The 22,074-nt window shown below is 63.5% G+C and carries 22 protein-coding genes and 1 pseudogene; 16 read left to right on the forward strand and 7 right to left on the reverse strand.

What is annotated here, in order from left to right; all coding sequences use genetic code 11:
* Positions 1-19 precede the first annotated feature (19 nt).
* Positions 20-301: a hypothetical protein gene (locus QRO95_RS10810; RefSeq protein WP_049398241.1), complete on the forward strand. Its 282-nt coding sequence runs from the start codon at positions 20-22 to the stop codon at positions 299-301.
* Between the two features lie 56 nt (positions 302-357).
* On the opposite strand, the gene QRO95_RS10815 is transcribed toward QRO95_RS10810, so the two are convergent.
* Together QRO95_RS10815 and QRO95_RS10820 are read right to left on the reverse strand one after the other, a co-directional pair.
* A complete protein-coding gene (locus tag QRO95_RS10815) occupies positions 358-2,499 on the reverse strand; it encodes a TonB-dependent siderophore receptor (RefSeq protein WP_285302528.1) in 2,142 nt (713 codons plus the stop codon).
* 73 nt (positions 2,500-2,572) lie between these two features.
* Positions 2,573-3,217: a TetR/AcrR family transcriptional regulator gene (locus QRO95_RS10820; RefSeq protein WP_049398239.1), complete on the reverse strand. Its 645-nt coding sequence runs from the start codon at positions 3,215-3,217 to the stop codon at positions 2,573-2,575.
* A gap of 82 nt (positions 3,218-3,299) precedes the next feature.
* Between QRO95_RS10820 and QRO95_RS10825 the strand changes: the two genes are divergently transcribed.
* Entirely contained in the window at positions 3,300-4,829 is a 1,530-nt protein-coding gene (locus tag QRO95_RS10825; protein WP_285302529.1) for an FAD-dependent monooxygenase, read from the forward strand.
* Positions 4,830-4,874: 45 nt separating this feature from the next.
* On the opposite strand, the gene QRO95_RS10830 is transcribed toward QRO95_RS10825, so the two are convergent.
* The 4 genes from QRO95_RS10830 to QRO95_RS10845 form a co-directional block, all read right to left on the reverse strand.
* Entirely contained in the window at positions 4,875-5,120 is a 246-nt protein-coding gene (locus QRO95_RS10830) for a hypothetical protein (RefSeq protein ID WP_197615117.1), read from the reverse strand.
* A 125-nt stretch (positions 5,121-5,245) separates the two neighbouring features.
* The gene (locus QRO95_RS10835) at positions 5,246-5,515 is read right to left on the reverse strand and encodes a hypothetical protein (protein ID WP_285302530.1); all 270 of its coding nucleotides are present in this window, start codon (positions 5,513-5,515) and stop codon (positions 5,246-5,248) included.
* Between the two features lie 103 nt (positions 5,516-5,618).
* Positions 5,619-6,095 (reverse strand): hypothetical protein, encoded by a 477-nt coding sequence (locus tag QRO95_RS10840; RefSeq protein WP_049398236.1) that lies wholly within the window; start codon positions 6,093-6,095, stop codon positions 5,619-5,621.
* A 93-nt stretch (positions 6,096-6,188) separates the two neighbouring features.
* Positions 6,189-7,427, reverse strand: a complete 1,239-nt coding sequence (locus QRO95_RS10845) for an NADH:flavin oxidoreductase/NADH oxidase family protein (protein ID WP_285302531.1) — start codon at positions 7,425-7,427, stop codon at positions 6,189-6,191.
* An 89-nt stretch (positions 7,428-7,516) separates the two neighbouring features.
* Here QRO95_RS10845 and QRO95_RS10850 point away from each other — a divergent pair, with 89 nt between their 5' ends.
* Positions 7,517-7,996 carry a MerR family transcriptional regulator gene (locus QRO95_RS10850; protein WP_285302532.1) on the forward strand — a complete coding sequence of 160 codons (480 nt, stop codon included), beginning with the start codon at positions 7,517-7,519 and terminating at the stop codon, positions 7,994-7,996.
* A 16-nt stretch (positions 7,997-8,012) separates the two neighbouring features.
* Here the strand turns inward: QRO95_RS10850 and QRO95_RS10855 are convergent, their stop codons facing one another.
* On the reverse strand, positions 8,013-9,224 hold the full coding sequence (locus QRO95_RS10855; RefSeq protein ID WP_285302533.1) for an MFS transporter: 1,212 nt from the start codon (positions 9,222-9,224) through the stop codon (positions 8,013-8,015).
* A gap of 235 nt (positions 9,225-9,459) precedes the next feature.
* On the opposite strand from QRO95_RS10855, the gene QRO95_RS10860 reads away from it, so the two are divergent.
* The 13 genes and pseudogenes from QRO95_RS10860 to QRO95_RS10920 all read left to right on the forward strand — a co-directional run.
* On the forward strand, positions 9,460-9,717 hold the full coding sequence (locus QRO95_RS10860) for a hypothetical protein (protein WP_285302534.1): 258 nt from the start codon (positions 9,460-9,462) through the stop codon (positions 9,715-9,717).
* A gap of 36 nt (positions 9,718-9,753) precedes the next feature.
* Entirely contained in the window at positions 9,754-11,433 is a 1,680-nt protein-coding gene (locus tag QRO95_RS10865) for a type IV secretory system conjugative DNA transfer family protein (protein ID WP_285302535.1), read from the forward strand.
* A 427-nt stretch (positions 11,434-11,860) separates the two neighbouring features.
* On the forward strand, positions 11,861-12,307 hold the full coding sequence (locus tag QRO95_RS10870; protein WP_285302538.1) for a hypothetical protein: 447 nt from the start codon (positions 11,861-11,863) through the stop codon (positions 12,305-12,307).
* An 89-nt stretch (positions 12,308-12,396) separates the two neighbouring features.
* On the forward strand, positions 12,397-13,452 hold the full coding sequence (locus tag QRO95_RS10875) for a virB8 family protein (protein WP_285302536.1): 1,056 nt from the start codon (positions 12,397-12,399) through the stop codon (positions 13,450-13,452).
* Positions 13,449-14,228, forward strand: a complete 780-nt coding sequence (locus QRO95_RS10880; RefSeq protein WP_006374751.1) for a TrbG/VirB9 family P-type conjugative transfer protein — start codon at positions 13,449-13,451, stop codon at positions 14,226-14,228. Before QRO95_RS10875 ends, QRO95_RS10880 begins: the two co-directional genes overlap by 4 nt.
* Entirely contained in the window at positions 14,225-15,490 is a 1,266-nt protein-coding gene (locus QRO95_RS10885; protein ID WP_032129527.1) for a TrbI/VirB10 family protein, read from the forward strand. Before QRO95_RS10880 ends, QRO95_RS10885 begins: the two co-directional genes overlap by 4 nt.
* Positions 15,491-15,504: 14 nt before the next feature.
* On the forward strand, positions 15,505-16,548 hold the full coding sequence (gene virB11, locus QRO95_RS10890) for a P-type DNA transfer ATPase VirB11 (RefSeq protein ID WP_032129526.1): 1,044 nt from the start codon (positions 15,505-15,507) through the stop codon (positions 16,546-16,548).
* Between the two features lie 3 nt (positions 16,549-16,551).
* Positions 16,552-17,535, forward strand: coding sequence for a lytic transglycosylase domain-containing protein (locus QRO95_RS25375; RefSeq protein ID WP_071227599.1), 984 nt, complete (start codon positions 16,552-16,554; stop codon positions 17,533-17,535).
* A 73-nt stretch (positions 17,536-17,608) separates the two neighbouring features.
* Positions 17,609-18,019 (forward strand): TrbC/VirB2 family protein, encoded by a 411-nt coding sequence (locus QRO95_RS10900; RefSeq protein ID WP_006374697.1) that lies wholly within the window; start codon positions 17,609-17,611, stop codon positions 18,017-18,019.
* A complete protein-coding gene (locus QRO95_RS10905) occupies positions 18,012-18,320 on the forward strand; it encodes a type IV secretion system protein VirB3 (protein ID WP_006374695.1) in 309 nt (102 codons plus the stop codon). The genes QRO95_RS10900 and QRO95_RS10905 overlap by 8 nt, the downstream gene beginning before the upstream one ends.
* An 81-nt stretch (positions 18,321-18,401) precedes the next feature.
* A complete protein-coding gene (locus QRO95_RS10910) occupies positions 18,402-20,840 on the forward strand; it encodes a VirB4 family type IV secretion/conjugal transfer ATPase (protein WP_032129524.1) in 2,439 nt (812 codons plus the stop codon).
* A 59-nt stretch (positions 20,841-20,899) separates the two neighbouring features.
* Positions 20,900-21,697 carry a hypothetical protein gene (locus QRO95_RS10915; RefSeq protein WP_049398226.1) on the forward strand — a complete coding sequence of 266 codons (798 nt, stop codon included), beginning with the start codon at positions 20,900-20,902 and terminating at the stop codon, positions 21,695-21,697.
* Positions 21,698-21,776: 79 nt separating this feature from the next.
* Positions 21,777-22,074 (forward strand): annotated as a pseudogene (locus tag QRO95_RS10920) (type VI secretion protein); the annotation flags it as partial.

Below are 22,074 nucleotides of genomic sequence, written 5' to 3' on the forward strand. Positions count from 1 at the left end.
CCCAACCCCTGGAGTACCCATGAAGTTGTTCGTTCCGTTGTTGCTCGTGGCCGCGTTGAGTGGCTGTACCACCGCGAAGATGACCGTTACCCCTGATGGCCGGCGCGGCGTCTCCATCGACTGCAGCGGCTCCAGTGCCTGGAGTGGCTGCTACGAGAAGGCCGGACAGATGTGCCCAGGCGGCTATGTAGTCTTCAGCAAGGATGGCGACGACGGCAACGCCATCGCGGTGGGCAACAAGAATGGCTTCACTTCCACCCAGATGGCCACCCGTTCGATGCTGGTGGCCTGCTCGCACTGACACCCACAGGGGAGGTGGGGTGCCACCTCCCCATCATCACCGCTCCCAGCCCTGCGTCAGAAGCTGTAAGCCGCCTGCATATACACCCGCCGTGGCTCGCCCGGGAAATGCCCGTTGCGTTCGATGAAGCCACTGGCCGCGTACACCTTGTCGAACAGGTTCTTGACGTTGGCCTGGAACTGCCACTGCTTCCATGTGGTCTTCCAGCTCATGTCGAACACGGTGTAGGCCTTGACCGTCTGCCCGTCCAGACTGACGCGCTCACCCACATGGTCAGCACCAAAGCCGATGGCCGAATTGATCGACGGCAGGTCGTAGCGCGTCCACATTCCCAGCTTGTTGCGCGGCGCATTGGCGAATCGGTCGCCGGAAGCGTTGGTGATGCCATTCGGGCCTGCATCCTTCACCCGCGCATCGTTGTAGGCGTAGGTCAGATTCAGCACCCAGCGCTCGCTGAGGTCGGCCAGCAGATCCAGCTCCATGCCGGTACTGCGCACCAGGCCGAGCGCGGCCAACTGGTTCACGCCACCGATCACTTCGCCGGTGGCCTGCACGATATTGCTGCGGTCGATCCGGTAGGCGGCCATGTTCAAGGTCACACGGTCGGCCAGCAGGGACTTCATGCCCACTTCCCACTGCTTGCTGCGCTCGGCATCGAACGGTCCGCCAGCGGCCGGATTCTGGTTGGCGGCACTCTGCGGCACGAAACCACTGGCCACGTTGGCGTAGACATTCAGGCCCTCGCGCACGGTGAACGTGCTTCCCAGCCGCCAGCTGAGATCGTTGCCGTCCACACTGCTGCCGGCAATGCGGTCGTCGTCCTTGAAGCCATCCCAGCGCAGCCCGGCCAGCACATGCCAGCGTGTGCCCAGTGCCAGCTCGTCCTGCAGATAGCCGCCATAGCGCTTGCTGCGGGTGGACGTGCTGCGCCAGGGCAGGGCCGCCAGGTTGTAGTCGTGCCAGGTACTGGCGCCGTACACGGGATTGAACAGGTCGATACCGCGCACCGGCCCCGCTCCACGGGCAAGGTCGGCGCTGTTGGCGGTCTGTGCAGTGAAATCCGCATCCAGCTGGTACACATCGGCACCGAACAACACCTTGTGCTCAACCGCGCCGGTGGTCACCCGCCAGACTGCATTGCCGTTGGCAGTGAATGCTTCGTTGTCGCGGATCTGGTTGCGCAGCTGGCGGGTCATCCACTCGGCCACGCCATCGCGGTCACGATCGATCAGGCCCATCGGCTCGTGGTACATCTGGTGCTCGTTGTTGCTGAACCAGCGAGCGGCGAAGTCCACATCCAGATTGTCACGTGGTGCGAAGCGGTACTGCGCCAGCGCCACTTTGGCGCGCATGTCGAGGAAGTCGCTGGCCTCGTTGTGGTTCCAGCGGCGGTCGGTCAGGAAGGTGCCCGCATCATTCACCGGCACGCCGCGCAGGCGGTTGCCGCCGAGGTTCTGGGTGATGTCGGTGAACTGCAGCACCAGCTCGCCGGTCTGGCCGATGTCGAAGGCCAGCGAGGCGTCGCCGATCACGCTTTCGCTGTCGGTGTTCCAGCGCACGCCCTTTTCACTGTCGGCATACAGCCCGGCGCGATAGCGCACGCTGCCGGAGGCATTCAACGGCCCGGTACCCTCGATCGATCCGGCACGGAAGTTCTTGTCGCCCAGCTGGATCTCGATGTTGCGTCCGGCACTGGCTTTCGGTTTGCGGGTTACATAGTTGATGACGCCGCCTGCATCACCACCGCCATACAGCGCACCTGCCGGTCCCTTCAGCACTTCCACGCGCTCGATGTTGAACAACTGCGGGACCGAGAAACCTGCATACGGGTCGCCGCGCAGGCCGTCATACAGCACGTTCTCCTGGCGGAAGCCGCGTAGGGTCACCCCGGCATAGCTGAAGTAGCTGATGCCGCTGATGCTGCGATAGAGGTCGGTCACCTGACGCGCGGCCTGATCGTCGATCAGTTCACGCGGGATGACCTGGATCGATTGTGGGACCAGCTCCAGCGGTGTATCCGTGCGGGTGCCGACCGCAGCATCGTCCACCCGGTACAGGGTCTGTGCACGTCCGCGAACTTCGACCTTGTCCAGGTCCTTTGGCGCGGCAGTGGAGGGCTCGACAGCATGGGCAAGGGTTGCCAGGGGCAGGGTCAGTGCCAGGCACAAGGCGCGTTGCAGGGGCGTTGGAAAAGGCATCGGGAGAGGGGGCGCGTCTGCAAATGAGAAAGATTAGCATTTGCAACACTTCGTGACCTATCCCCCGAATGCGTTATGGACGCGCGCCGGGGTCCGTGTACGGGGTGCCCGCCAAGGCCACCAGTACCCCGGTGGCGCCGCGCACGATCAGCTGCAGCATGGCCTCACGCGGGTCCTCGCCCTGCAGTTGGCTTGCCAATCCCTTCTCATAGGCCGCCACCATCGACGCCAGCAGCATGGCCGCGCCCAATCGCGCTTCGGCGTCATGTTCTGGCCGGCCGGCAGCGTCGGCCATCAATCGCGCCAGGTCGTCAGTCAACTGCGCCTGCAGCCGTCGCGCGTGCGCGACCAGTACCGGGCTCTCCGCCACGGTGCCCCAGAAGGCGGCAGCGCCGGCATTGATGCGCAGCAGCGGATGGCCAGCCTCCAGCAACTCGCGCACCAGTGACTGGAAGGCCGCCAGCGGGGTCATGCCGCTGCGCGCCATCATGCCCTCGCGCAGCAGCATGCGCGCCTCCTCATCGCGATCGAACACCAGGTCTTCCTTGCTGGCGAAGTAGTTGAAGACCGTCTTGCGTGAGACGCCCGCGGCTTCGGCGATTTCGGACATGGAGACGGCCTCGAAGCCACGCCGGATGATCAGCTCGGTGGCGACGTCCGAAATCGCTTGTCGGGTCTCGGCCTTGCGCTGTTCGCGACGACCTGGAGGCGGGGTCATGGGCGGTTCACTTGTGGAAACGTACACCCAGTGTAACATTTGACCCGCCAGAGCGCCGACCCGGCGCTCACAAGGATTCCCCATGCTGTACGACGTCGTCATTGCCGGTGCTGGCCCGGTGGGCCTGTTCCTGTCCTGTGAACTGGCGCAGGCCGGGTGTTCAGTGCTGGTGCTGGAACAGGCCAGATCCGCCGGTTCGCCGTTGAAGCGCTTGCCATTCGGGCTGCGCGGCTTGAACGCCCCTACGCTGGAGGCATTGGATCGGCGCGGCCTGTTGGACGCGGTCGCCGCGACACAGGTGCTCAAGCCCGAGAAGGGGGCGCCGCCGCCCGGCACCGCCCATTGGCTCGCGCAGCCGCGGGCGCTGGGCGGCCACTTCGCCGGAATACCGTTTGCCTTGGACGACGTCGACCGCACGCGGTGGACCTGGCGCCTGCCGTCGCCGGTGGGCAGCCAGATGGCGGTGGAGCTGCAGGCCCTGGAAACGGTCTTGGCCGAACGTGCGACCACGCTGGGCGTGCGCATCGAACGCGGGCGTGCGGTACAGGCGGTGCGCGCCTGTGCAACCGAAGTGGAGATCGAGACCGCTGACGGGGCGGTACGTGGTCGCTGGCTGGTAGGTTGCGATGGAGGCCGCAGCACAGTGCGCAAGCAATGCGGTTTCAGTTTCATCGGCACGGATCCCGAATTCACCGGTCATTCGCTGCAGGTCGATCTGGAAGATCCCGGCGTGCTGACCCCGGGCCGTCAGTACACCGCGCAGGGCATGTGCAATTTCAATCCCCCCGGTGTGCTCGCGCTTGCCGATTTCGATGGCGGTGCCGGGCATCGAAAACCTCTCGCGCTGGATGAAGCGCAATCGCTGCTGCGACGTGTGTCTGCCCGCGACGTGACCATCACCGCGCTGCATCTGCACAGCACCTGGACCGACGGTGCGCGCCAGGCCAGCGCCTATCGCAACGGCCGCGTGCTGCTGGCAGGCGACGCTGCGCACGTGCATTCCCCGTTGGGAGGGCAGGGCCTGAATCTGGGCATCGGCGATGCGATGAACCTGGGCTGGAAACTGGCCAGCGTGATACGCGGTGACGCTGACGTGGCGCTGCTGGACAGCTATCACGCGGAACGGCATCCAATTGGCGCCAACGTACTGGACTGGTCGCGCGCGCAGGTTGCGCTGATGCGTCCTGGAGCCGGTTCGCGCGCGTTGGCGGCGGTCATGGCCGATCTGGCCGGCACCCGCGATGGCGCCACCTATCTGGCCGAACGGGTCTGGGGCGTGTCGCAACAGCTCGATCTGGGCGATGGCCATCCATTGGCCGGTCGCAGCGTGCCGGATTTCCTGCTGGCCGATGGCCGCCGCATGGGAGAGGTGCTGAGGACGGGGCAGGGGGTGTTGCTTGTGCTCGATGAGAACGGCGCTTCGTACAATCCCGTCGACCGTTGGCGACAGCCGTTCACCCGCATTGCCTCGGCGGTGGACGATGCGCTCGGCCTGGGGGCGGTACTGGTGAGGCCCGATGGAATTGTCGCGTGGGCCTGCGATGCGGGAGGTGATCAGGCAGGGTTGCGCCAAGCGTTGCAGCGCGGGTTCGGACTGCCGGAGGCTGACTGACGTACAGGGCGGAGGCGCAGCCGATGTGGGCTGCGCCGGGTGCGGTTACAGATCCTTCTTCTTGCCGCTCAGGTCGATCGGCCTGTCACTGCCCTTGCGCTCGCTCGACCACACTTCCATGCTCTTGTTGCAGCGGCTCTCGCGGGCAGCCACTTCGCGCGGCAGGTCCTTCAGATGCGGCGACTCCTGGCAGGCCTGATGCATGTTGCTGTCGTCATAGGTTGCACAGGCGCTGAGCGAGGCCAGGGTGATGGCGGCGAGGGTGGTGCGGAGCAGGGGCTGCAGGTTCATGGGAGGGTCTCGGGTGGTGCCGGGCTGGCCATGGAATTCAAATCCGTGACACCGGGCGCAGACAATCCGACCAATCACACTTGTTATTCTATAACAAATGCGCGATAGTCCGGCGCCTGCTGCTGTCAGGCGACGCAGATCATCAGCATCATGCTCAGCGCCAGCATCAGCACGAATACGCGCCGGCTGAGCGCAAGGCAGGCCAGGCAGGCGGCCAGTGCCCAGGCAGCCAGCAGCGCGCAGGTCAGCAGCCACAGCCCGATCACCATCAAAGAGTCACTCGCCAGTGCTGACAGTGCGATCGCCTTGAACAGCGTCACGCCCAGCACACTGCCGAGCACGCCAGCCTGCAGAGCGATGGCATCGTGACGGGCAGGGGCGGGCGGGTGGCGCATGTCGGCGGCGTTCGTTTGCTGCAAGGGAGGCGCAGCCACTGTGCCCGATCACATATCCACGCCATGTGTTTTTTGCGCACGCGATGCAGGGCCTACGCAGGCCTCAGTCGAACTCACCCTCGGCCGATTCCAGCCGTTGCCGGTAGGCAGCGCGGTGCTGATACAAACGCTGGCATTCGGCCGACCTGTGGATGCGGCTGCCGGGTTCGTTGGCTACCGAGTCGCACATCCGCGCAATATGATTGTTCTCTGCCAGCTCGGTGACGAAGAACACGGCGGTGATGCCGGTACCGAGCAGCACCACGTAGAGCAGGCGGCTGAGCCAGCGCGACAGCTTGCGCTCGAAGTGCTGCTGGATGGTCAGGTCGAAGCGGATGATGCTGAGCACGATCCAGATGATCGCAACCAGGAAGCAGAGCGTGGGCAACAGGCCGCGCCAGAGCCCGGCCTCGTAGACCGATTCGTTGTAGTGGACGGCGGCCCCGGCACCGGCGATGGCGATGGCAAGTGCCCAGTTGCGGCCCAGCGAGAGCAGGTCATCGAGCAGCTTCTCGCGGTTCCTGGTTGATCCTGCTGCCACGTGGGTTCCATCTCCATGCTGCGACCGGCGGCGGACTGCCGCCGGCGCTGCAGATGGTGGAGCATCGCTGCGGCGATGAGAAGACCGCGCGGCTCAATGTGCGATGGCGCGGGCGCTGATCCAGCGCCGGTAGCGGCGGGTCCGACACTTTGCGACCGCCTGTGCCAGCAGCAGTGCCCACGCCGGTGAAACCGTGGGTGCGGTAGGGCGGCGCCGGCTCAACCGGCCCAGCTGATACTTCACTGCGGCCATGTGCGCGCTGGCCGCCAGCGGCTTGCTCCGCCAGTTGATGTTGCGCAACGTCGGCGCCGGGTCGCGGCCCTGCTGCCAGTGCTGTGGCAGATCCGGCTCGATCGCCAGCGCGGTGGCGATGCCGACCATGGCCACGCCGCTGGCCAGTACCTGTTCTGCCACCTCGCGGCGGCGGATGCCGCCGGTGACCATCAACGGCATCGTTGCCACCGTGGCGATATCGCGTGCGAATTCGAGAAAGTACGCTTCGCGGGCCACGCTGCGATCGTCGCGTGCGGCGCCGGTCATGGCCGGTGCTTCATAGCTGCCGCCGGACAGTTCGACCAGATCCACGCCGAGGGGAGCCAGCATCTCCACCACGGCGCGCGCATCCTCGGGCGAGAAACCGCCGCGCTGGAAATCGGCGGAGTTGAGCTTCACCGCCACCACGAATGTGGGCGCCACCGCCGCGCGTACACCCTGCACGATCTCCAGCAGCAGGCGCGCACGGTTTTCCAGGCTGCCACCCCAGTGGTCCTCGCGCCGGTTCGACAACGGCGACAGGAACTGGCTGAGCAGGTAGCCGTGCGCGGCATGGATCTCCACGCCACTGAAACCGGCGCGCTCGGCCAGTTCGGCACTGCGGATGAAGCGCGCGATCACCGAGTCGATGTCGTCCTCGGTCATCGCCTTCGGCGGTGCGAACTGCTTGGACAGCGCGCCCATCTGCAATGCAACGGCCGACGGCGCGAGCGCGGGTTGACCGAGTGCGGCCGGCATCTGCCGCCCCGGGTGATTGATCTGCATCCACATCTGCGCACCCCGCGAGCGGGCAGTGTCCGCCCAGGCAGTGAAGCGGTCGAGGTGGCGATCATCCTCCAGTACCACGCCGCCGGGCCCAGTCATGGCGCGCCCATCGACCATCACGTTGCCGGTGATGATCAGTCCGGCGCCGCCGTCGGCCCAGCGCTGGTACAACTGCAGCAGCGCTTCGGAGGGAGCGTGGTCGGCGTCGGCCATGTTTTCCTCCATCGCCGCCTTGGCGATGCGGTTGCGGATGACGGCACCGGAGGGCAGTGCCAGGGGCGAGAACAGCGACATCGGACAGCTCCAGGACAGGGGAATGGGGCTACGCTAACCTTCAAGTTTGATTGAAGGTCAACAGGCTTCCATGTCGAGGGTTCAGGCAGGTGAAGATCGGTGAGCTGGCCCGCCGCACGGGCCTGGCAGCGTCGCGCATCCGCTTCTACGAAGAGGCCGGGTTGCTGGTGGTCCAGCGCCAGGCCAACGGCTACCGCGATTATCCGGAGCAGGCGGTGCTGCTGCTGGAACTGATCACCGGTGCGCAGCGCGCCGGTTTCAGCCTGGAAGAGATCCGCGCGCTGTTGCCGCCGGACATGGGCCAATGGCAGCACGAGGCACTGATCACGATGCTGCAGCAGAAGGTGGCCGACATCGAAGCGCTGCAGTTGCGGCTGTCAGAGAGCCGTGCGCACCTGCTGGCCCTGATCGAAGATATCCAGGCGCGGCCGGAGGGCATCGATTGCGCGGCCAATTCGCAGCGGGTGCTGGACCGGGTGCAGCGTGGTGAGCTGGCGCGGCCGACCCTGGCGGCCGGCGATACCGCGTTGCTGCGGCCGGATCGCCGCCGCCGCACGGGCAGCGACTGACGATCCGGCGCGATGTTCAGAGGCTGCCGGCGACGGCGCTCTTGCGCTTCTTGTCCAGCATCACCGCCACGCACCACAGCAGCAGGCCGCCGATGGCGGTGGCCGCGCCCACATAGCCGGTGCTGGCCGGACTGAAGCCGGCGCTGATCGCCATGCCGCCCAGCCACGGGCCGAGCGCATTGGCGGTGTTGAAGGCGGCATGATTGGAGGCGGCAGCCAGGGTCTGCGCTTCGCCGGCCACGTCCATCAGGCGCGTCTGCAGCACCGCAGCCAGCGCACCCATGGTGCCGACGGTGATGATCATCGGGCCGATGGTCCACACCGATTGCGCGGCCAGCGGATACAGCAGCAGCATCACGATCGACCACAGCAGCACCACCGCAGCGGCCTTGAAGTGGAACTTGTCGACCAGCCAGCCACCGGCGATGTTGCCGATGATCGCGCCGATGCCGAACACGCCCACGGCCAGCGGCATCCACGATTCGGCCACGCCGGTGACCTGCACCAGGGTCGGCGCGAGGTAAGTGAACACGCAGAACATGCCGGCGAAACCGACCGCGCCGATCGCCAGTGCCAGCCACACCTGGGTGGTGTTGAAGGCACGCAGTTCGCGCATCGGCGAGGTGCGCACCTCGTCCGGGTCGGGCAGCAGGAAGCGCGCGATCATCGCCACGGTGGCGATGGCCAGCATGCTGACCAGGGCAAAGGCGGTGCGCCAGCTCAGCTGCTGGCCCAGCCAGGTGGTCAGCGGATTGCCGACCAGGATCGCGATCGACAGGCCCAGCAGTACGCGCGACATCGCCTGGCCGCGCTGGCCGGCCGGACTGATCGCGGCGGCCACCAGCATCGCCACGCCGAAGTAGGCGCCATGCGGCAGGCCGGCGACAAAACGCGCGATCAGCATCGTGCCGTAGTTCGGTGCCAGTGCGCTGGCCAGGTTGCCGACAGCATAGAAGCCCATCAGTGCCAGCAGCAGCTTGCGGCGCGGGAAGCTGGCGCCGACGAAGGCGAGGATCGGCGCACCGACGACCACGCCGATGGCATAGGCGCTGATCAGGTGGCCGACCTGGGTTTCGCTGATCGACAGGCCACGGCTGATCTCCAGCATCAGGCCCATGCTGGCGAACTCGCTGGTACCGATGGCGAAGCCGCCCAGGGACAGGGCAAGGATGATCAGGGTGCGCTGACGGGGCGTCAGCCGCGCAGCCAGGGAAGAGTTGGGGCTCATGCGGGGGCGCGATGGGGGCGGGGAGCCGTGCATTGTACTGCTGCACCGCAACAGCAGCAGCCATGCTGAGGGTAAATCAGCGTTTGATCCGTGGGGTTGCGGCAAGCCGGGCACGGGCTCGGTACGAAAGCAGGTTCGGCGCATTGATGTCGGCGTCCTGCATGTAATGACGACATGGACGTCGGCATGATGCGAAACACAGGGGCTGCGGAGTGCTGGAACAAGGAGGATGTCGATGCAGGAATTCAGGCATGTGCTGGAGACGCGCGGCCGCTATCAGCTGGTAGCGGTGTCCTACGCGCCGGTGTACGCTCCGGGCGATGTGGTCGGCCATGCGGTCGTCGCCGACGATGGGGATCGTCTGACCGACCTGATGTCGGTGGCCGAAGCGCGCCAACGCCTGCAGGCACTGGTGCGTGAAGAGGGCGAAGAGCCCGGGCTGGAGAACGAAAACCACCTGCGGAAGAAGGCGTCGCGCTGGCGCCGCCGCTAGGCCGTCGCGCCCTTGTGCGCATCATGGAGGATCCGGGTGTTGCCCAGTAAGAAGTATCTGCTCATCGCCATCATCACGCTGGCGACCCTGCTGCTTGGTTTCGTGTTTTCCGGTTACCTGACCCTGTTGTTGCTGGGGTTGGACACCAAGCTGTTCACCTGGAACACGTACTACCAGTATTACCACGCCATTGGCCAGCCGCAGGTCGCGCCGTTCGTGGGCAAGATCAAGTGGGCCGGCTATCTCGGCTTCGGCCTGCCGCTGTTGGTCCTGCTGGTGACCGGCCTGGTGCTGCTGCTGAAGAAGGACAAGCGCTCGTTGCACGGCGACGCGCGCTTTGCCACCGGCGCCGACCTGTCCACGCACGGCATGTTCAAGAAGACCGGCCAGAGCATCGTGGTCGGCAGCCATGGCGGCAAGCTGGTGCGGCTGGACGGCCAGCAGTTCGTGATCCTTGCAGCGCCCACCCGTTCAGGCAAGGGCGTGGGCGTCGTCATCCCGAACCTGCTGGAGTACGGCGAATCGCTGGTGGTGCTGGACATCAAGCAGGAGAACTTCGACCTGACCAGTGGCTGGCGTGCCAGTCAAGGGCAGGAGATCTACCTGTTCAATCCTTTCGCCGAAGATCGGCGCACGCACCGCTGGAACCCGCTCAGCTATGTGTCCGATGACCCGGCGTTCCGTGTCTCGGACCTGATGAGCATCGCCGCGATGCTGTATCCGGATGGTGCCGAGGACCAGAAATTCTGGGTCAGCCAGGCGCGCAATGCGTTCATGGCCTTCACCCTGTATCTGTTCGAGAACTGGGATGACGAGCGCAGCAGCGGATTCCCGGGCGGCTCGGGCACGCCGACGCTGGGCGCTGTCTACCGGTTGTCATCGGGCGACGGCACAGACCTGAAGAAGTACCTCAAGGCCTTGTCGGAGCGGTCATTCCTCAGTGGCAACGCACGTTCGGCATTCGCCAACATGCTGTCCCAGGCCGATGAGACCTTCGCCTCGATCCTGGGCACCTTCAAGGAGCCGCTCAATCCCTGGATCAATCCGGTGCTGGACAAGGCCACCAGCAGCAACGACTTCCTGCTGACCGATGTGCGCAGGAAGAAGATGACCATCTATATCGGCATCCAGCCGAACAAGCTGGCCGAGAGCCGGCTGATCATCAACCTGTTCTTCAGCCAGTTGATCAACCTCAACACCAAGGAACTGCCCAAGTCCAACCCGGACCTGAAGTACCAGTGCCTGCTGTTGATGGACGAGTTCACCTCCATCGGCAAGGTCGAGATCATCGCCTCGGCGGTGTCCTACATGGCCGGTTACAACATCCGCCTGCTGCCGATCATCCAGAGCATGTCCCAGCTTGATGCCACCTACGGCCGGGAAGTGTCACGCACGATCATCACCAACCACGCACTGCAGATCCTGTACGCGCCGCGCGAGCAGCAGGACGCCAACGACTACTCGGACATGCTGGGCTACACCACCGTCCGCAAGAAGAACGTCACCCATGCCCGTGAGAAGACCCACAACTTCACCGAAGAGCGGCGTGCACTGATGCTGCCGCAGGAGCTGAAGGCGATGGGGCCGGACAAGGAAGTATTCCTCTACGAGGGCATACCGCATCCGGTGAAGTGCGACAAGATCCGCTATTACAAGGATCGCTATTTCACATCGCGGCTGCTGCCGAAGGTCGACGTTCCGATGCTTAACGTCTAATTCACGTCGCTAAATTTGTGACGTAGATTCATATTCACCGACGTGAAACCGTGAGCTGAGTCAAAAATTCGGCATCTGTTCATGGATTTTCAGACTTGTCTGACATGGAATTGACGCGTGGTTGTGTAACTCTGTGTGCGTCATCCAGAAGTGTGTGCTGGATGGCAAAAGTTGTAACGCAGGGTGGCCAGGAGTTTGTGCCATGGAAACAAGGATGGTTTCGACGTTGGTGAGGGTGTGCGGGTGTGTCGTCGGCAACGTCTGGCGGCCCCGCGACCTGGTTGGCAGCTTTCGGGCTGCAGGGGAGCCGGGGCAGGTGTGCTGCATGCCAGCGCGTCTCCCCGATTCCGGCGTGCGCCATGCAGCGCCGGACGGCCAGGGAACCAACGCTCGGGACTGCTTTTTCGTACGTCAAAGTGAAGCCCGTATGAATCAGGCGTTTATCGCGAAAATCTCCATCGCCGCAGTTGCGGCGCTGATGGTGGCAGGGTGTGCCACCAAGTCCGCCCCCGATTTCGGTGGGCGCTGGAAGCCGGTCAACCGCTTTGCCGTGGCGACGACCGAGATCCCGCTGTATTCCAGCTACGTCTACCAGGCCTCGCCGATGGATGGCACGCTCAAAGCCATGCTCGAGCGCTGGGCCAAGGATTCCGGACGAACACTGGACTACCGCCTCAGCTCGGACTTCACGCTGTATGGCGCGGTCTCGAAGATCGACACCACCAATGCGCAGCAGGCCGTGATCGATCTGACTTCGGCGTATTCGGCGCAAGGCATCTCCGTCTCCATTGTTGGCAACCAGATCGTTGTGCAGAGCGCTGGCTCGACGCCCACCGCGTCGGCGCAGGGCGCTGATTCCAGCAGCGGCACCTGAGTCCACCTCGAAACCATCGAACGTGCCGCTCCCCGCGCCTGTCGCAGGGGCTCCATGCCCATTGATGTTTCAGCAGTACGGAAGAATCCATGTTCCGCAAGAAGGATCCCGGCAACAGTCCCAAGGTCGAGCAGTCGGTCGCCAAGGCGGTCAGCTACGAGATCACCGTGGCCGACATGGCGCGTCGCAGCGAGCGCCGTGCCTGGTGGGTCGCCACGGGCTCGTTGCTGATGTCGCTCGCACTGGCGGGCGGCTACTACTACATGCTGCCGCTGAAGGAGAAGGTGCCGTTCCTGGTGATGGCCGATGCGTACACGGGTACCGCGACGGTCGCACGCCTGAGCGGGACCTTCCAGGGCGAGACGATTACCAGCAACGAAGCGATCAATCGCAGCAATGTGGCCCAGTACGTACTGGCGCGCGAGTCGTACGACTCGGCGGTGATGGGCCTGCGCGATTGGGAACTGGTGTTCGTGATGTCCACCGATCCGGTGGCGCAGTCCATGCGCGTGCGCTATGCCGGCAACAACCCGCAGAACCCGTTCGTCATGTATGGCCGCGAGCGTGCCATCCGGGTCAAGATCCTCAGCATCACGCCGCTGGGCGCCGAAGCGAACGGCAGCTTCCGCGGCGCTTCGGTGCGCATCCAGCGCAGCCTGCTGGACAAGCGCACTGGCGTTGCCACCTACCTGGACAACCAGCTGGTGACGATGCGCTTCGGCTACAACCAGAACCTGGCGCTGTCCGAGCAGGATCGCATCCTCAATCCGCTGGCCTTCCAGGTCACCGAGTATCGCGTCGACAACGACTATTCCCGTGGCGTCCCGGTGCCGGATGACGGCGCCATGCAGGCGCAGGCGCAGCAGGCTGCACAGGCCGCGCAGCAGGCCCAGGGTGTCTACGATCCCAACAACCCGGCCGCGGCCACGATGATCGATCCGGCCACCGGCCAGCCGGTCGCCGTCCCGGCCAATGGCCCGACGCCGGGCCAGCCGATGCCGGGTCAGCCCGTACAGGGGCAGCCCATGCCGGGTCAGCCGGTGCAGGGGCAAGCAATGCCGGGGCAGGCCATGCCCGGACAGCCGGCCATGAGGCCGGCGCCGAACAATTCCACCGGAACTGCTGATGGAGCAAGCAACCGATGAGTAGTCGAAATATCAGGGGAAGCGCACTGGCGCTGCTGTCGATGTTGTCGCTGTTGTTTTCAGCAGCGGCGATGGCGCAGGCGGTGGACCATTACGAGTACGAGAAGGACCGCATCTATCCGGTTCGCACCGGCCTGGGCCTGACCACCCAGATCGAGTTGAGCCCGAACGAGAAGATCCTCGACTACAGCACCGGCTTCAGCAGCGGCTGGGAACTGACCCGTCGCGAGAACGTGTTCTATCTCAAGCCGAAGAACGTCGACGTCGACACCAACATGATGGTGCGCACCGAGACCCATTCCTACATCTTCGAGCTGAAGGTGGTGGCCACTGACTGGCGCCAGCTGGAACAGGCCCGTCGTGCTGGCGTGCAGTACAAGATCGCCTTCACCTACCCGAACGACACCGTGTTCGGCGTCGCGCAGGAAGCGGTGGAAGAGGAGGCGCAGCCGCTGTTGAGCTCTGAACTGGCCAAGGACCGCCAGTACAACTTCAACTACTCCTATTCGACCAGCAAGGCGAAGAAGATGGGGTGGCTGATCCCGGTCAACGCCTACGACGACAGCCGTTTCACCTACCTGAAACTACCGAATTCGCCCGAGTACAAGACCGGTATCTTCCCGGCCGTGTTCGGTCGTGAAACGGAATACGGTGAAGACTTCGTGGTCAACACCACGGTTGAAGGCAATACGCTGATCGTGCACGGGACCTACCCGTACCTGGTCATCCGCCACGGCGACTTCGTCGTCGGCCTGCGAAGGAACGTGAAGAAATGAGCCAGCAGAACACTCCCGGAAACGACCCGAACAACGGACGCGACGAGAGCCAGAGTCCGTACGGTGCACAGGCTGCTCCGGAGGCGCAGACGAATCCGTACTTCGGCACGACCCAGGCTGAGCCTGCACCGGATCTGGACGCGGCCGCGCCGCAGCTGCGCTCGGCTGAAGAGCAGCGATTGAACCGCAAGGCGCTGCTGTTCCTGGGCGGTATCGTGGTGCTGCTTGTTGCCATGGGCTTCCTGCTGTTCCGCAAGGGCCAAGACAAGGACGATGCGCCGAAGGTGCCGGATGTTGCGCGCGCGAGCACGCCAACACTGCCGGATGCTGTCCAGACCGATCCGGGTCCGGCGCAGGCAATGCAGCCCGTTGATCCGATTCCGATGTTGCCGCCGCCCCCATTGGGGCCGAGCCGCCCTGAGCCGCCAGTGACGTTGGAAGATCGCTCCGCGGGCCCTCGTGGTCCGACGCTTGCCGAACGTCGGATGGGTGCCAGTGCCGACGGTTTCGTTGGCAATGGCAGTTCACAGGATGAGGAGCGCTCGCAGCAGGCGGGCATGGACGAATACACGCGGGCAATGCTGCAGCAGATGAACGGGCAGCAGAATGCAGCGCCAGCGCGCGTGCGTCGTGGCCCCGACGTGGATGACGTGTCCAATGCCAGCTACATCCGCAGCCCCGATGCGCTGCTGGTGCGAGGAACCTATCTGCGCTGTGTACTGGAAACCCGCATCATCACTGATATCGCGGGCTACACCTCGTGCCTGGTGACAGAGCCGGTGTACTCGATCAACGGCCGCAATCTGCTGCTGCCGAAGGGCTCCAAGATCTATGGCGCCTATGGCGGTGGTCCTACCGGCAAGCGGGTGGAAGTGATCTGGGACCGCATCACCACGCCGAACGGTATTGACGTGGCCATGTCCAGCCCGGGCGTGGATCAGCTGGGTGGCGCCGGTCATCCGGGCCAGTACAGCGCGCACTGGGGTAGTCGTATCGCCTCGGCGCTGATGATCAGCTTGCTGGCTGATGCGTTCAAGTATGCCGCCGCCGAACATGGCCCGGAGACCACCACGGTGGCCAACAACGGCATGACCATCCAGTCGCCCTATGAGAGCGCCACCGCGCGCACCATGGAACGCCTGGCCAACGAGTCGCTCAGCCAACGTCGCCCGCCGACCGTGACCATCAACCAAGGCACCATCGTGAATGTGTACGTCGCCAAGGACGTCGACTTCACGAGCGTGCTGCATCCTCGCCGGTAACCCAACGAACGATCATGGACGCTGAAGTGTCACCCCTTGCCCTCGTCTCCAGCGATTTCCTGCGCTATCAGTACGAAGTGCTGGGCATCGCCGAGTACATGACTTCCCCGGAAGTGACGGAAATCTGCATCAACCGTCCCGGTGAGCTGTACCTGGAAACCCGGGCGGGGTGGCAGCGGGTGGATGTGCCGAGCCTGACCTTCGAGCGGGCCCGGCAGTTCTGCACGGCGGTGGTGAACGAGAGCAACACCGGCCAGCGCATCACCGATGCCGATCCGGTGGTCTCGCTCACGTTTCCCACCGGCCAGCGTGCCCAGTTCGTGATTCCGCCGGCGTGCGATGCAGGCAAGGTGTCGATCACCATCCGTCTGCCGTCCAAGCACACCAAGTCGCTCAGCCAGTATCACGAAGATGGGTTCTTCAACCAGATCCTGGAAAGCGATGGCAGCATCAGCGAGCAGGATCGCGAGCTGCTGGAGCTGCGTCAGCAGCGCGAGTACGCAGAGTTCTTCCGGCGTGCGGTGATGTACCGCAAGAACATCGTGGTATCCGGTGCGACCGGTAGCGGCAAGACCACCTTCATGAAAGCGCTGGTCAATCATATTCCGGACAACGAACGCCTGGTCACGATCGAGGACGCGCGCGAGCTGTTTCTGACCCAACCCAATGTGGTGCACCTGCTGTACTCCAAGGGTGGGCAGAGCACCAGCAATGTCAGTGCCAAGAGCTGCATGGAAGCCTGCCTGCGCATGAAGCCCGAGCGCATCATCCTGGCCGAGCTGCGCGGTGACGAGGCGTTCTACTTCATCCGCAACTGCGCATCGGGCCACCCGGGTTCGATCACCAGCTGCCATGCAGGCAGTCCGGAGCAGACCTGGGACCAGTTGGCCCTCATGGTGAAGGCCTCCACCGAAGGTTCGGGCCTGGAGTTCAACGTGATCAAGCGACTGTTGATGATGACCATCGACATCGTCGTGCATATCAAGGCGCACGCCGGTTCGCGCTACATCACCGGTATCGATTTCAATCCTGGGCGTGCCCAGGGGCAGGAGGGCTGAAGGATGCTGCCAGGACTGGAGATGATGGCGTGCCCGGAGATGGCGGTGTCGATGGACGTGATGCAGCACGTCATCAACGTTGAATCGTCACGCAACCCTTATGCCATCGGCGTAGTCGGCGGCGCTCTGGTGCGCCAGCCCAAGGCGCTGGACGAGGCACTGGCGACGGTTCGGATGCTGGAAGAGAAAGGCTACAACTTCTCCATCGGGCTGGCCCAGGTCAACCGCTATAACCTCGGCAAGTACGGTCTGGATTCCTACGAGAAGGCCTTCCAGCAATGCCCGAACCTGCAAGCGGGTTCTCGGATCCTCGCCGAGTGCTACAAGCGCTCCGGTGGTGACTGGGGCAAGTCATTCAGTTGCTACTACTCGGGCAATTTCGAGACTGGCTTCCGCCATGGCTATGTGCAGAAGGTCTATGACTCGATGCGCCGTGGGCAGCAGCTTGCCAGCAATGGTGTTGCACCGATCGACGTGGTGAGTCGCGGCGAACGCCGCAGCGTGAAGGTCGAGCATCACCCGCAGCTCGCTTCGCCGGCGCAGGCGCGCATCGTTGCGCAGGCGAGTGGCCCGGTGTACGTGCCGTCGGAAGACCCGGCACGTGCGTATGTCGTGTATCCGTCCACCGGTGCAATGGCGCGGGGCAGCCTGCTGAACATCGCCGACCAGGCGCTTTCCAAAGTGGTACTGGGCTCGGTGGATCGGATGATGCAGCCGCAGGCGCAGCCCACCCAAGGGGCCGCCTATCCGCAGCAACAGGCCGGTGGCATGCCGCAGCAGCTGCCTCAGCAGGGTCCGGCGCAGGCGATGGCCATGCCGCAGCAGTTGCCAGGTGCTGCAGGTGGCAGCAACGAGGGCCCTGTGATGTTGCGGCCCTGGAATGAGCGCAATCAGCCAGTGGCCGGCAATGGCAGTTCATATAACGCACCGGCACAGTCCGCACCGGTGCAGCAGATTCCCGCAGGGGATGCGGCCTTCGTGTTCTGACGAAGTCGTGGTACGGCCAGTCCCCCGGCTGGTCGATTCAGTTGTGTTAGTCCATCAACAAGGAAATCAATCCATGAAGCGATCCAATCTCGACCTCGTCCAGGCCCAGCGCACGCTGAAGACCCTGCTGATGGCCACTCTGTTCGTCGGCGCACTGTTTGCCCCGCAAGTCTTCGCCAACGGCGCCACCGACTTTGGCGGCACCGACAAGAAGGTCTGCAGCTTCTTCAACAACATCAACGGCCTGCTGAACATCGCCTCGATCGCCGTGGTCACCATCGCGGTGATCTTCGCTGGTTACCAGATCGCCTTCGCGCACAAGCGCATCGCTGACGTCGCCCCGATCCTGATCGGTGGCGTGCTGATCGGCGCCGCAGGCCAGATCGCGCGCATGCTGCTGGGTGATGGCAGCGACGGCAAGTGCGGTGGTGGCACCAGCACCTCCTACCTGATCAACCACGTGATCCAGTACTACAGTGCATAAGAACGTCGTGTTCCGCGGCTGCACGCGTCCAGCGATGTTCCTGGGCGTTCCCTACCTGCCATTCTTCATGGTGGCAGGCGGGCTGTTGCTGCTCAGCATGTACACGAACTTCTGGTTCCTGCTCACCATTCCGGTGGCGGTCTTCATCATGCGGCACATGGCCAAGCGTGACGAGATGATCTTCCGTCTGCTGGGCCTGCGCCTGATGTTCAAGCTGAAGGTGCGCAACGTGCAGGAGCACGATGGCATGTGGGTGCTCAACCCCAACCATTACCGCAACAAGCCGGCCCGAATGGATTGAGGTCCGGATCCGGCCTGGCGGGCATCCGCGCCCGCCAGGTCTCTTGAAACTTCTTGGCAGTACCTCTTTGGAAGCAGTCGTATGTTCAGCCCTGACACCTCCATCAGTGAGTTCATCCCGTTGTCGTCGCATGTCGCCCCGAACGTGGTCAAGACCACGGGCGGCGACTACCTGCTGACCTGGCATCTGGAAGGGCTGCCGTTTGTCGGCCGAGAGGAGTGGGAGCTCGAGCATCGCCACAACACGTTCAACCGTCTGCTGCAGACGTTGCGCGCGCCTGACTTTGTCAACGTCGCTTTCTGGGTGCACGACATCCGTCGCCGTCGCACGTTGAAGGGCAAGAGCAACTACAGGCAGCGCTTCAACCAGGACGTTTCCGACCAGTACATGGGCATGCTGTCCTCGCAGCGCATCATGCAGAACGAGCTGTACCTGACCATGATCTATCGCCCGGTGGTGGCGGGCAAACGCTTCGTCGAAAAGTCGGCGAACGTGGAGAAGCTGCGCGCCGAGCAGGAGCAGGCGGTCGAGAAGTTGATGGAACTGGCCGGCAACGTCGAGGCCGTGATCCGCGACTACGCGCCGTATCGCCTGGGTATGTACGAAGCCAAGAATGGCGTGGTGTTCTCGGAAACGCTGGAGCTGTTCGGTTACCTGATCAATCGCATCGACGAGCCGGTGCCGGTGCTGTCGGCACCGATCAAGGATTACCTGCCGGTCAGTCGCCACATGTTCTCGGCCAAGACCGGCGATTTTGCGATCAATACTCCCAACGGTGCCAATCACTACGGCGCCATTCTGAACATCAAGGAGTATGCCGAGGGGACTTACCCGGGCATCCTCAACGGCCTGAAGTACCTCGACTACGAATACGTCATCACCCATTCGTTCAGCCCGATGGGGCGCCAGGATGCGCTGAAGGTGCTCGACCGCACCAAGGGCATGATGATCTCCTCCGGCGACAAGGCGGTCAGCCAGATCGTCGAGCTGGACCAGGCCATGGATCAGCTGTCGTCGGGCAACTTCGTGCTGGGTGAATACCACTTCATCATGGCGGTCTACGGCGACACGCAGGCCAAGCTTTCGCAGAACGTCGCCTCGACCCGCGCCGAGCTGTCCAACGCCGGGTTCGTATCGACCAAGGAAGACCTGGCGGTTACCTCGTCGTTCTATTCGCAGCTGCCGGGCAACTGGCGCTATCGCACACGCCTGGCCAATGTCAGCTCGCTGAACTTCCTGGGCCTGTCGCCGCTGCACAACTTCGCCACCGGTAAGCAGCACAACAACCCGTGGGGCGACTGCGTCACCACGCTGCAGACCACCAATGGCCAGCCGTACTACTTCAATTTCCATGCGACCCATCCCTCGGAGAATTCGCTGGGTGAGAAGGCGATCGCCAATACCATGGTGATCGGCAAGTCCGGTACCGGTAAAACCGCGCTGATCAACTTCCTGCTCAGCCAGGTGCAGAAGTACGAGCCGTCGCCGACCATCTTCTTCTTCGACAAGGACCGCGGCGCGGAGATCTTCGTGCGCGCCTGCGGTGGCAACTATCTGGCCCTGGAGAACGGCGCACCGACCGGCTTCAACCCGTTCCAGTGCGAGAACAACGAAGCCAACCTGCAGTTCCTGGCTGACCTGATCAAGGTGCTGGCCGGCAAGCGCGAGTACAGCGCCCGTGAGGAAGAGGATATCTACCGCGCGGTGGAGAGCATGCTCGATACGCCGATGCACCTGCGCAGCATGACCAACTTCCAGAAGAGCCTGCCCAATATGGGCGACGATGGCCTCTACGCGCGCATGCGCCGCTGGACCTCGGGCAACTCGCTGGGCTGGGTGTTCGATAATCCGATCGATACCGTTGACCTGAGCAAGGCCAACATCATCGGCTTCGACTACACCGACATCATCGACAATCCTGAAGTGCGCGTGCCGGTGATCAATTACCTGCTGCACCGCCTGGAGTCGCTGATCGACGGTCGTCCGCTGATCTATGTGATGGACGAATTCTGGAAGATCCTGGACGGCGAAGGTGGCCTGAAGGAGTTCGCGAAGAACAAGCAGAAGACCATCCGTAAGCAGAACGGTCTCGGCATCTTCGCTACGCAGAGCCCGGAAGATGCGCTGAAGAGCGATATCTCCGCCGCCCTGATCGAGCAGACCGCTACCCTGATCCTGCTGCCGAACCCGAATGCCAGCAAGAGCGACTACATGGACGGCCTGAAGCTGACCGAGGCCGAGTTCAGGGTGGTGACTGCACTGGACGAGCGCTCGCGCTGCTTCCTGGTCAAGCAGGGCCATGCCTCCAGCGTGTGCCAGCTCAACCTGCGCGGCATGGACGACATCCTGTCGGTGATCTCGGCTTCGACCGACAACATCGATGTCATGCATCGGGTCCTGCAGACGGCCGCGGTCCGCAATCGCGTCACTGTAGACGAGCTCAGCCCGGAGCAGTGGCTGGAAGATTTCTACAAGAACCGGAAGGGGTCGGGAAAGGAACCCCGGTCCGACGCGGCCTGATGGCCGTGCGAGCAGGAGACAGGCAAGTGGACGTCAATCAGAACAACAGGAGTTTTCCCATGAACAACGTCAAGCGTCGGGCCAGCGCCCGCAAGGTACTCAAGCCGATGGCCAAGGTGCTCGGCGTTGCCTTGGCCCTCTCAGCGACCAATGCGGGCGCCATCGGCCCGGTGCAGGAAACGGGTCCTGCGCTGTGGCAGCACATCCTCAATCAGATCAATACGTACCAGGCCCGTTTCCAGGAGAAGTACCAGTTCGTCAAGGAGAACACCCAGTGGGCACGGGACTGGGCGCAGACGATCAAGGAGTACCAGGAGACGATGGTCCAGATCCAGGGCATCGTGAATTCCTTCGGGTTGCCGGATTCCGCCCCGCTGACGCCGGTGCCACCCAATTATCTGGTTGCCGAGACCTGCGGAATCGGCACCGACCTGAAGACTCTCGCGACCCGGGTCGTTTTCAATTTCAAGGGCGATTGGAAGGATCAGCAGCAACAGATCTGCGTGAACATCCGGATGATGCAGAACCGCAAGTACAACGATGCGGTGGACTTCATGCTCAAGACGATGCCGTCGTTCTTCGATAGCCTCGATGCAATCGAGAAGCAGCGAAATGTCAGCAATCTGCTCGGCAACGTCAACGCAACGCAGAACGACACGTTGCGCACCGCGAACGACATGGCAGCCAAGGCAAAGTCCTTCGAGGCACAGCAGAAGGCCTACGATGCCTACATCGAGGTGATGGAAGCCAATCAGAAGGTCGTCGCACAGGCAGCGCTGAAGGGCGACCCGATGAAGACCATTGCCAGTGATCTGGTCAAGACGGCGGCGCTGAAGGCAGCGCTGTCCATCGACTGATGCATGGAATGGAGCACCAAGGGTGCGCGCGTCTGCGTCGCCCCTCATGTGATTGCAGTATTACCAAGGGAATGTGGGTATGACGATCAGGTCGATTGCCAACTTTGATTTTTCGGGCGGATTCCAGGATCTGATGGGGCACGTCGCGCGTGTCCAGTCGATTGGCGATTTCGTGTTCTTCAAGCTGATCCTGGACTACCTGCGGGACAGGATCGGCAAGTTCGGCTTCGACCTGATGGACAACATGATGGCGTGGGTGGGCGGCATCGCGCTGACCCTCATGACCTTGTGGGTGCTGATCCAGGGCTATCGAATCGTTACAGGCCGCAGCCGCGACTCGATGATGGTCCTGGTAACCAACATGGCGCGCGCAGCGT

This window comes from Stenotrophomonas maltophilia group sp. Smal13, from assembly GCF_030236855.1.
GTDB classification, from domain to species: Bacteria; Pseudomonadota; Gammaproteobacteria; order Xanthomonadales; family Xanthomonadaceae; genus Stenotrophomonas; species Stenotrophomonas maltophilia_A.

Excerpts from the sequence above, each read along its gene's own strand:
- QRO95_RS10810 (WP_049398241.1), top strand. The coding sequence starts at position 20 with ATGAAGTTGTTCGTTCCGTTGTTGCTCGTGGCCGCGTTGAGTGGCTGT.
- QRO95_RS10815 (WP_285302528.1), bottom strand. The coding sequence starts at position 2,499 with ATGCCTTTTCCAACGCCCCTGCAACGCGCCTTGTGCCTGGCACTGACC.
- QRO95_RS10820 (WP_049398239.1), bottom strand. The coding sequence starts at position 3,217 with ATGACCCCGCCTCCAGGTCGTCGCGAACAGCGCAAGGCCGAGACCCGA.
- QRO95_RS10825 (WP_285302529.1), top strand. The coding sequence starts at position 3,300 with ATGCTGTACGACGTCGTCATTGCCGGTGCTGGCCCGGTGGGCCTGTTC.
- QRO95_RS10830 (WP_197615117.1), bottom strand. The coding sequence starts at position 5,120 with ATGAACCTGCAGCCCCTGCTCCGCACCACCCTCGCCGCCATCACCCTG.
- QRO95_RS10835 (WP_285302530.1), bottom strand. The coding sequence starts at position 5,515 with ATGCGCCACCCGCCCGCCCCTGCCCGTCACGATGCCATCGCTCTGCAG.
- QRO95_RS10845 (WP_285302531.1), bottom strand. The coding sequence starts at position 7,427 with ATGTCGCTGTTCTCGCCCCTGGCACTGCCCTCCGGTGCCGTCATCCGC.
- QRO95_RS10855 (WP_285302533.1), bottom strand. The coding sequence starts at position 9,224 with ATGAGCCCCAACTCTTCCCTGGCTGCGCGGCTGACGCCCCGTCAGCGC.
- QRO95_RS10860 (WP_285302534.1), top strand. The coding sequence starts at position 9,460 with ATGCAGGAATTCAGGCATGTGCTGGAGACGCGCGGCCGCTATCAGCTG.
- QRO95_RS10870 (WP_285302538.1), top strand. The coding sequence starts at position 11,861 with ATGAATCAGGCGTTTATCGCGAAAATCTCCATCGCCGCAGTTGCGGCG.
- QRO95_RS10875 (WP_285302536.1), top strand. The coding sequence starts at position 12,397 with ATGTTCCGCAAGAAGGATCCCGGCAACAGTCCCAAGGTCGAGCAGTCG.
- QRO95_RS10880 (WP_006374751.1), top strand. The coding sequence starts at position 13,449 with ATGAGTAGTCGAAATATCAGGGGAAGCGCACTGGCGCTGCTGTCGATG.
- QRO95_RS10885 (WP_032129527.1), top strand. The coding sequence starts at position 14,225 with ATGAGCCAGCAGAACACTCCCGGAAACGACCCGAACAACGGACGCGAC.
- virB11 (WP_032129526.1), top strand. The coding sequence starts at position 15,505 with ATGGACGCTGAAGTGTCACCCCTTGCCCTCGTCTCCAGCGATTTCCTG.
- QRO95_RS25375 (WP_071227599.1), top strand. The coding sequence starts at position 16,552 with ATGCTGCCAGGACTGGAGATGATGGCGTGCCCGGAGATGGCGGTGTCG.
- QRO95_RS10900 (WP_006374697.1), top strand. The coding sequence starts at position 17,609 with ATGAAGCGATCCAATCTCGACCTCGTCCAGGCCCAGCGCACGCTGAAG.
- QRO95_RS10910 (WP_032129524.1), top strand. The coding sequence starts at position 18,402 with ATGTTCAGCCCTGACACCTCCATCAGTGAGTTCATCCCGTTGTCGTCG.
- QRO95_RS10915 (WP_049398226.1), top strand. The coding sequence starts at position 20,900 with ATGAACAACGTCAAGCGTCGGGCCAGCGCCCGCAAGGTACTCAAGCCG.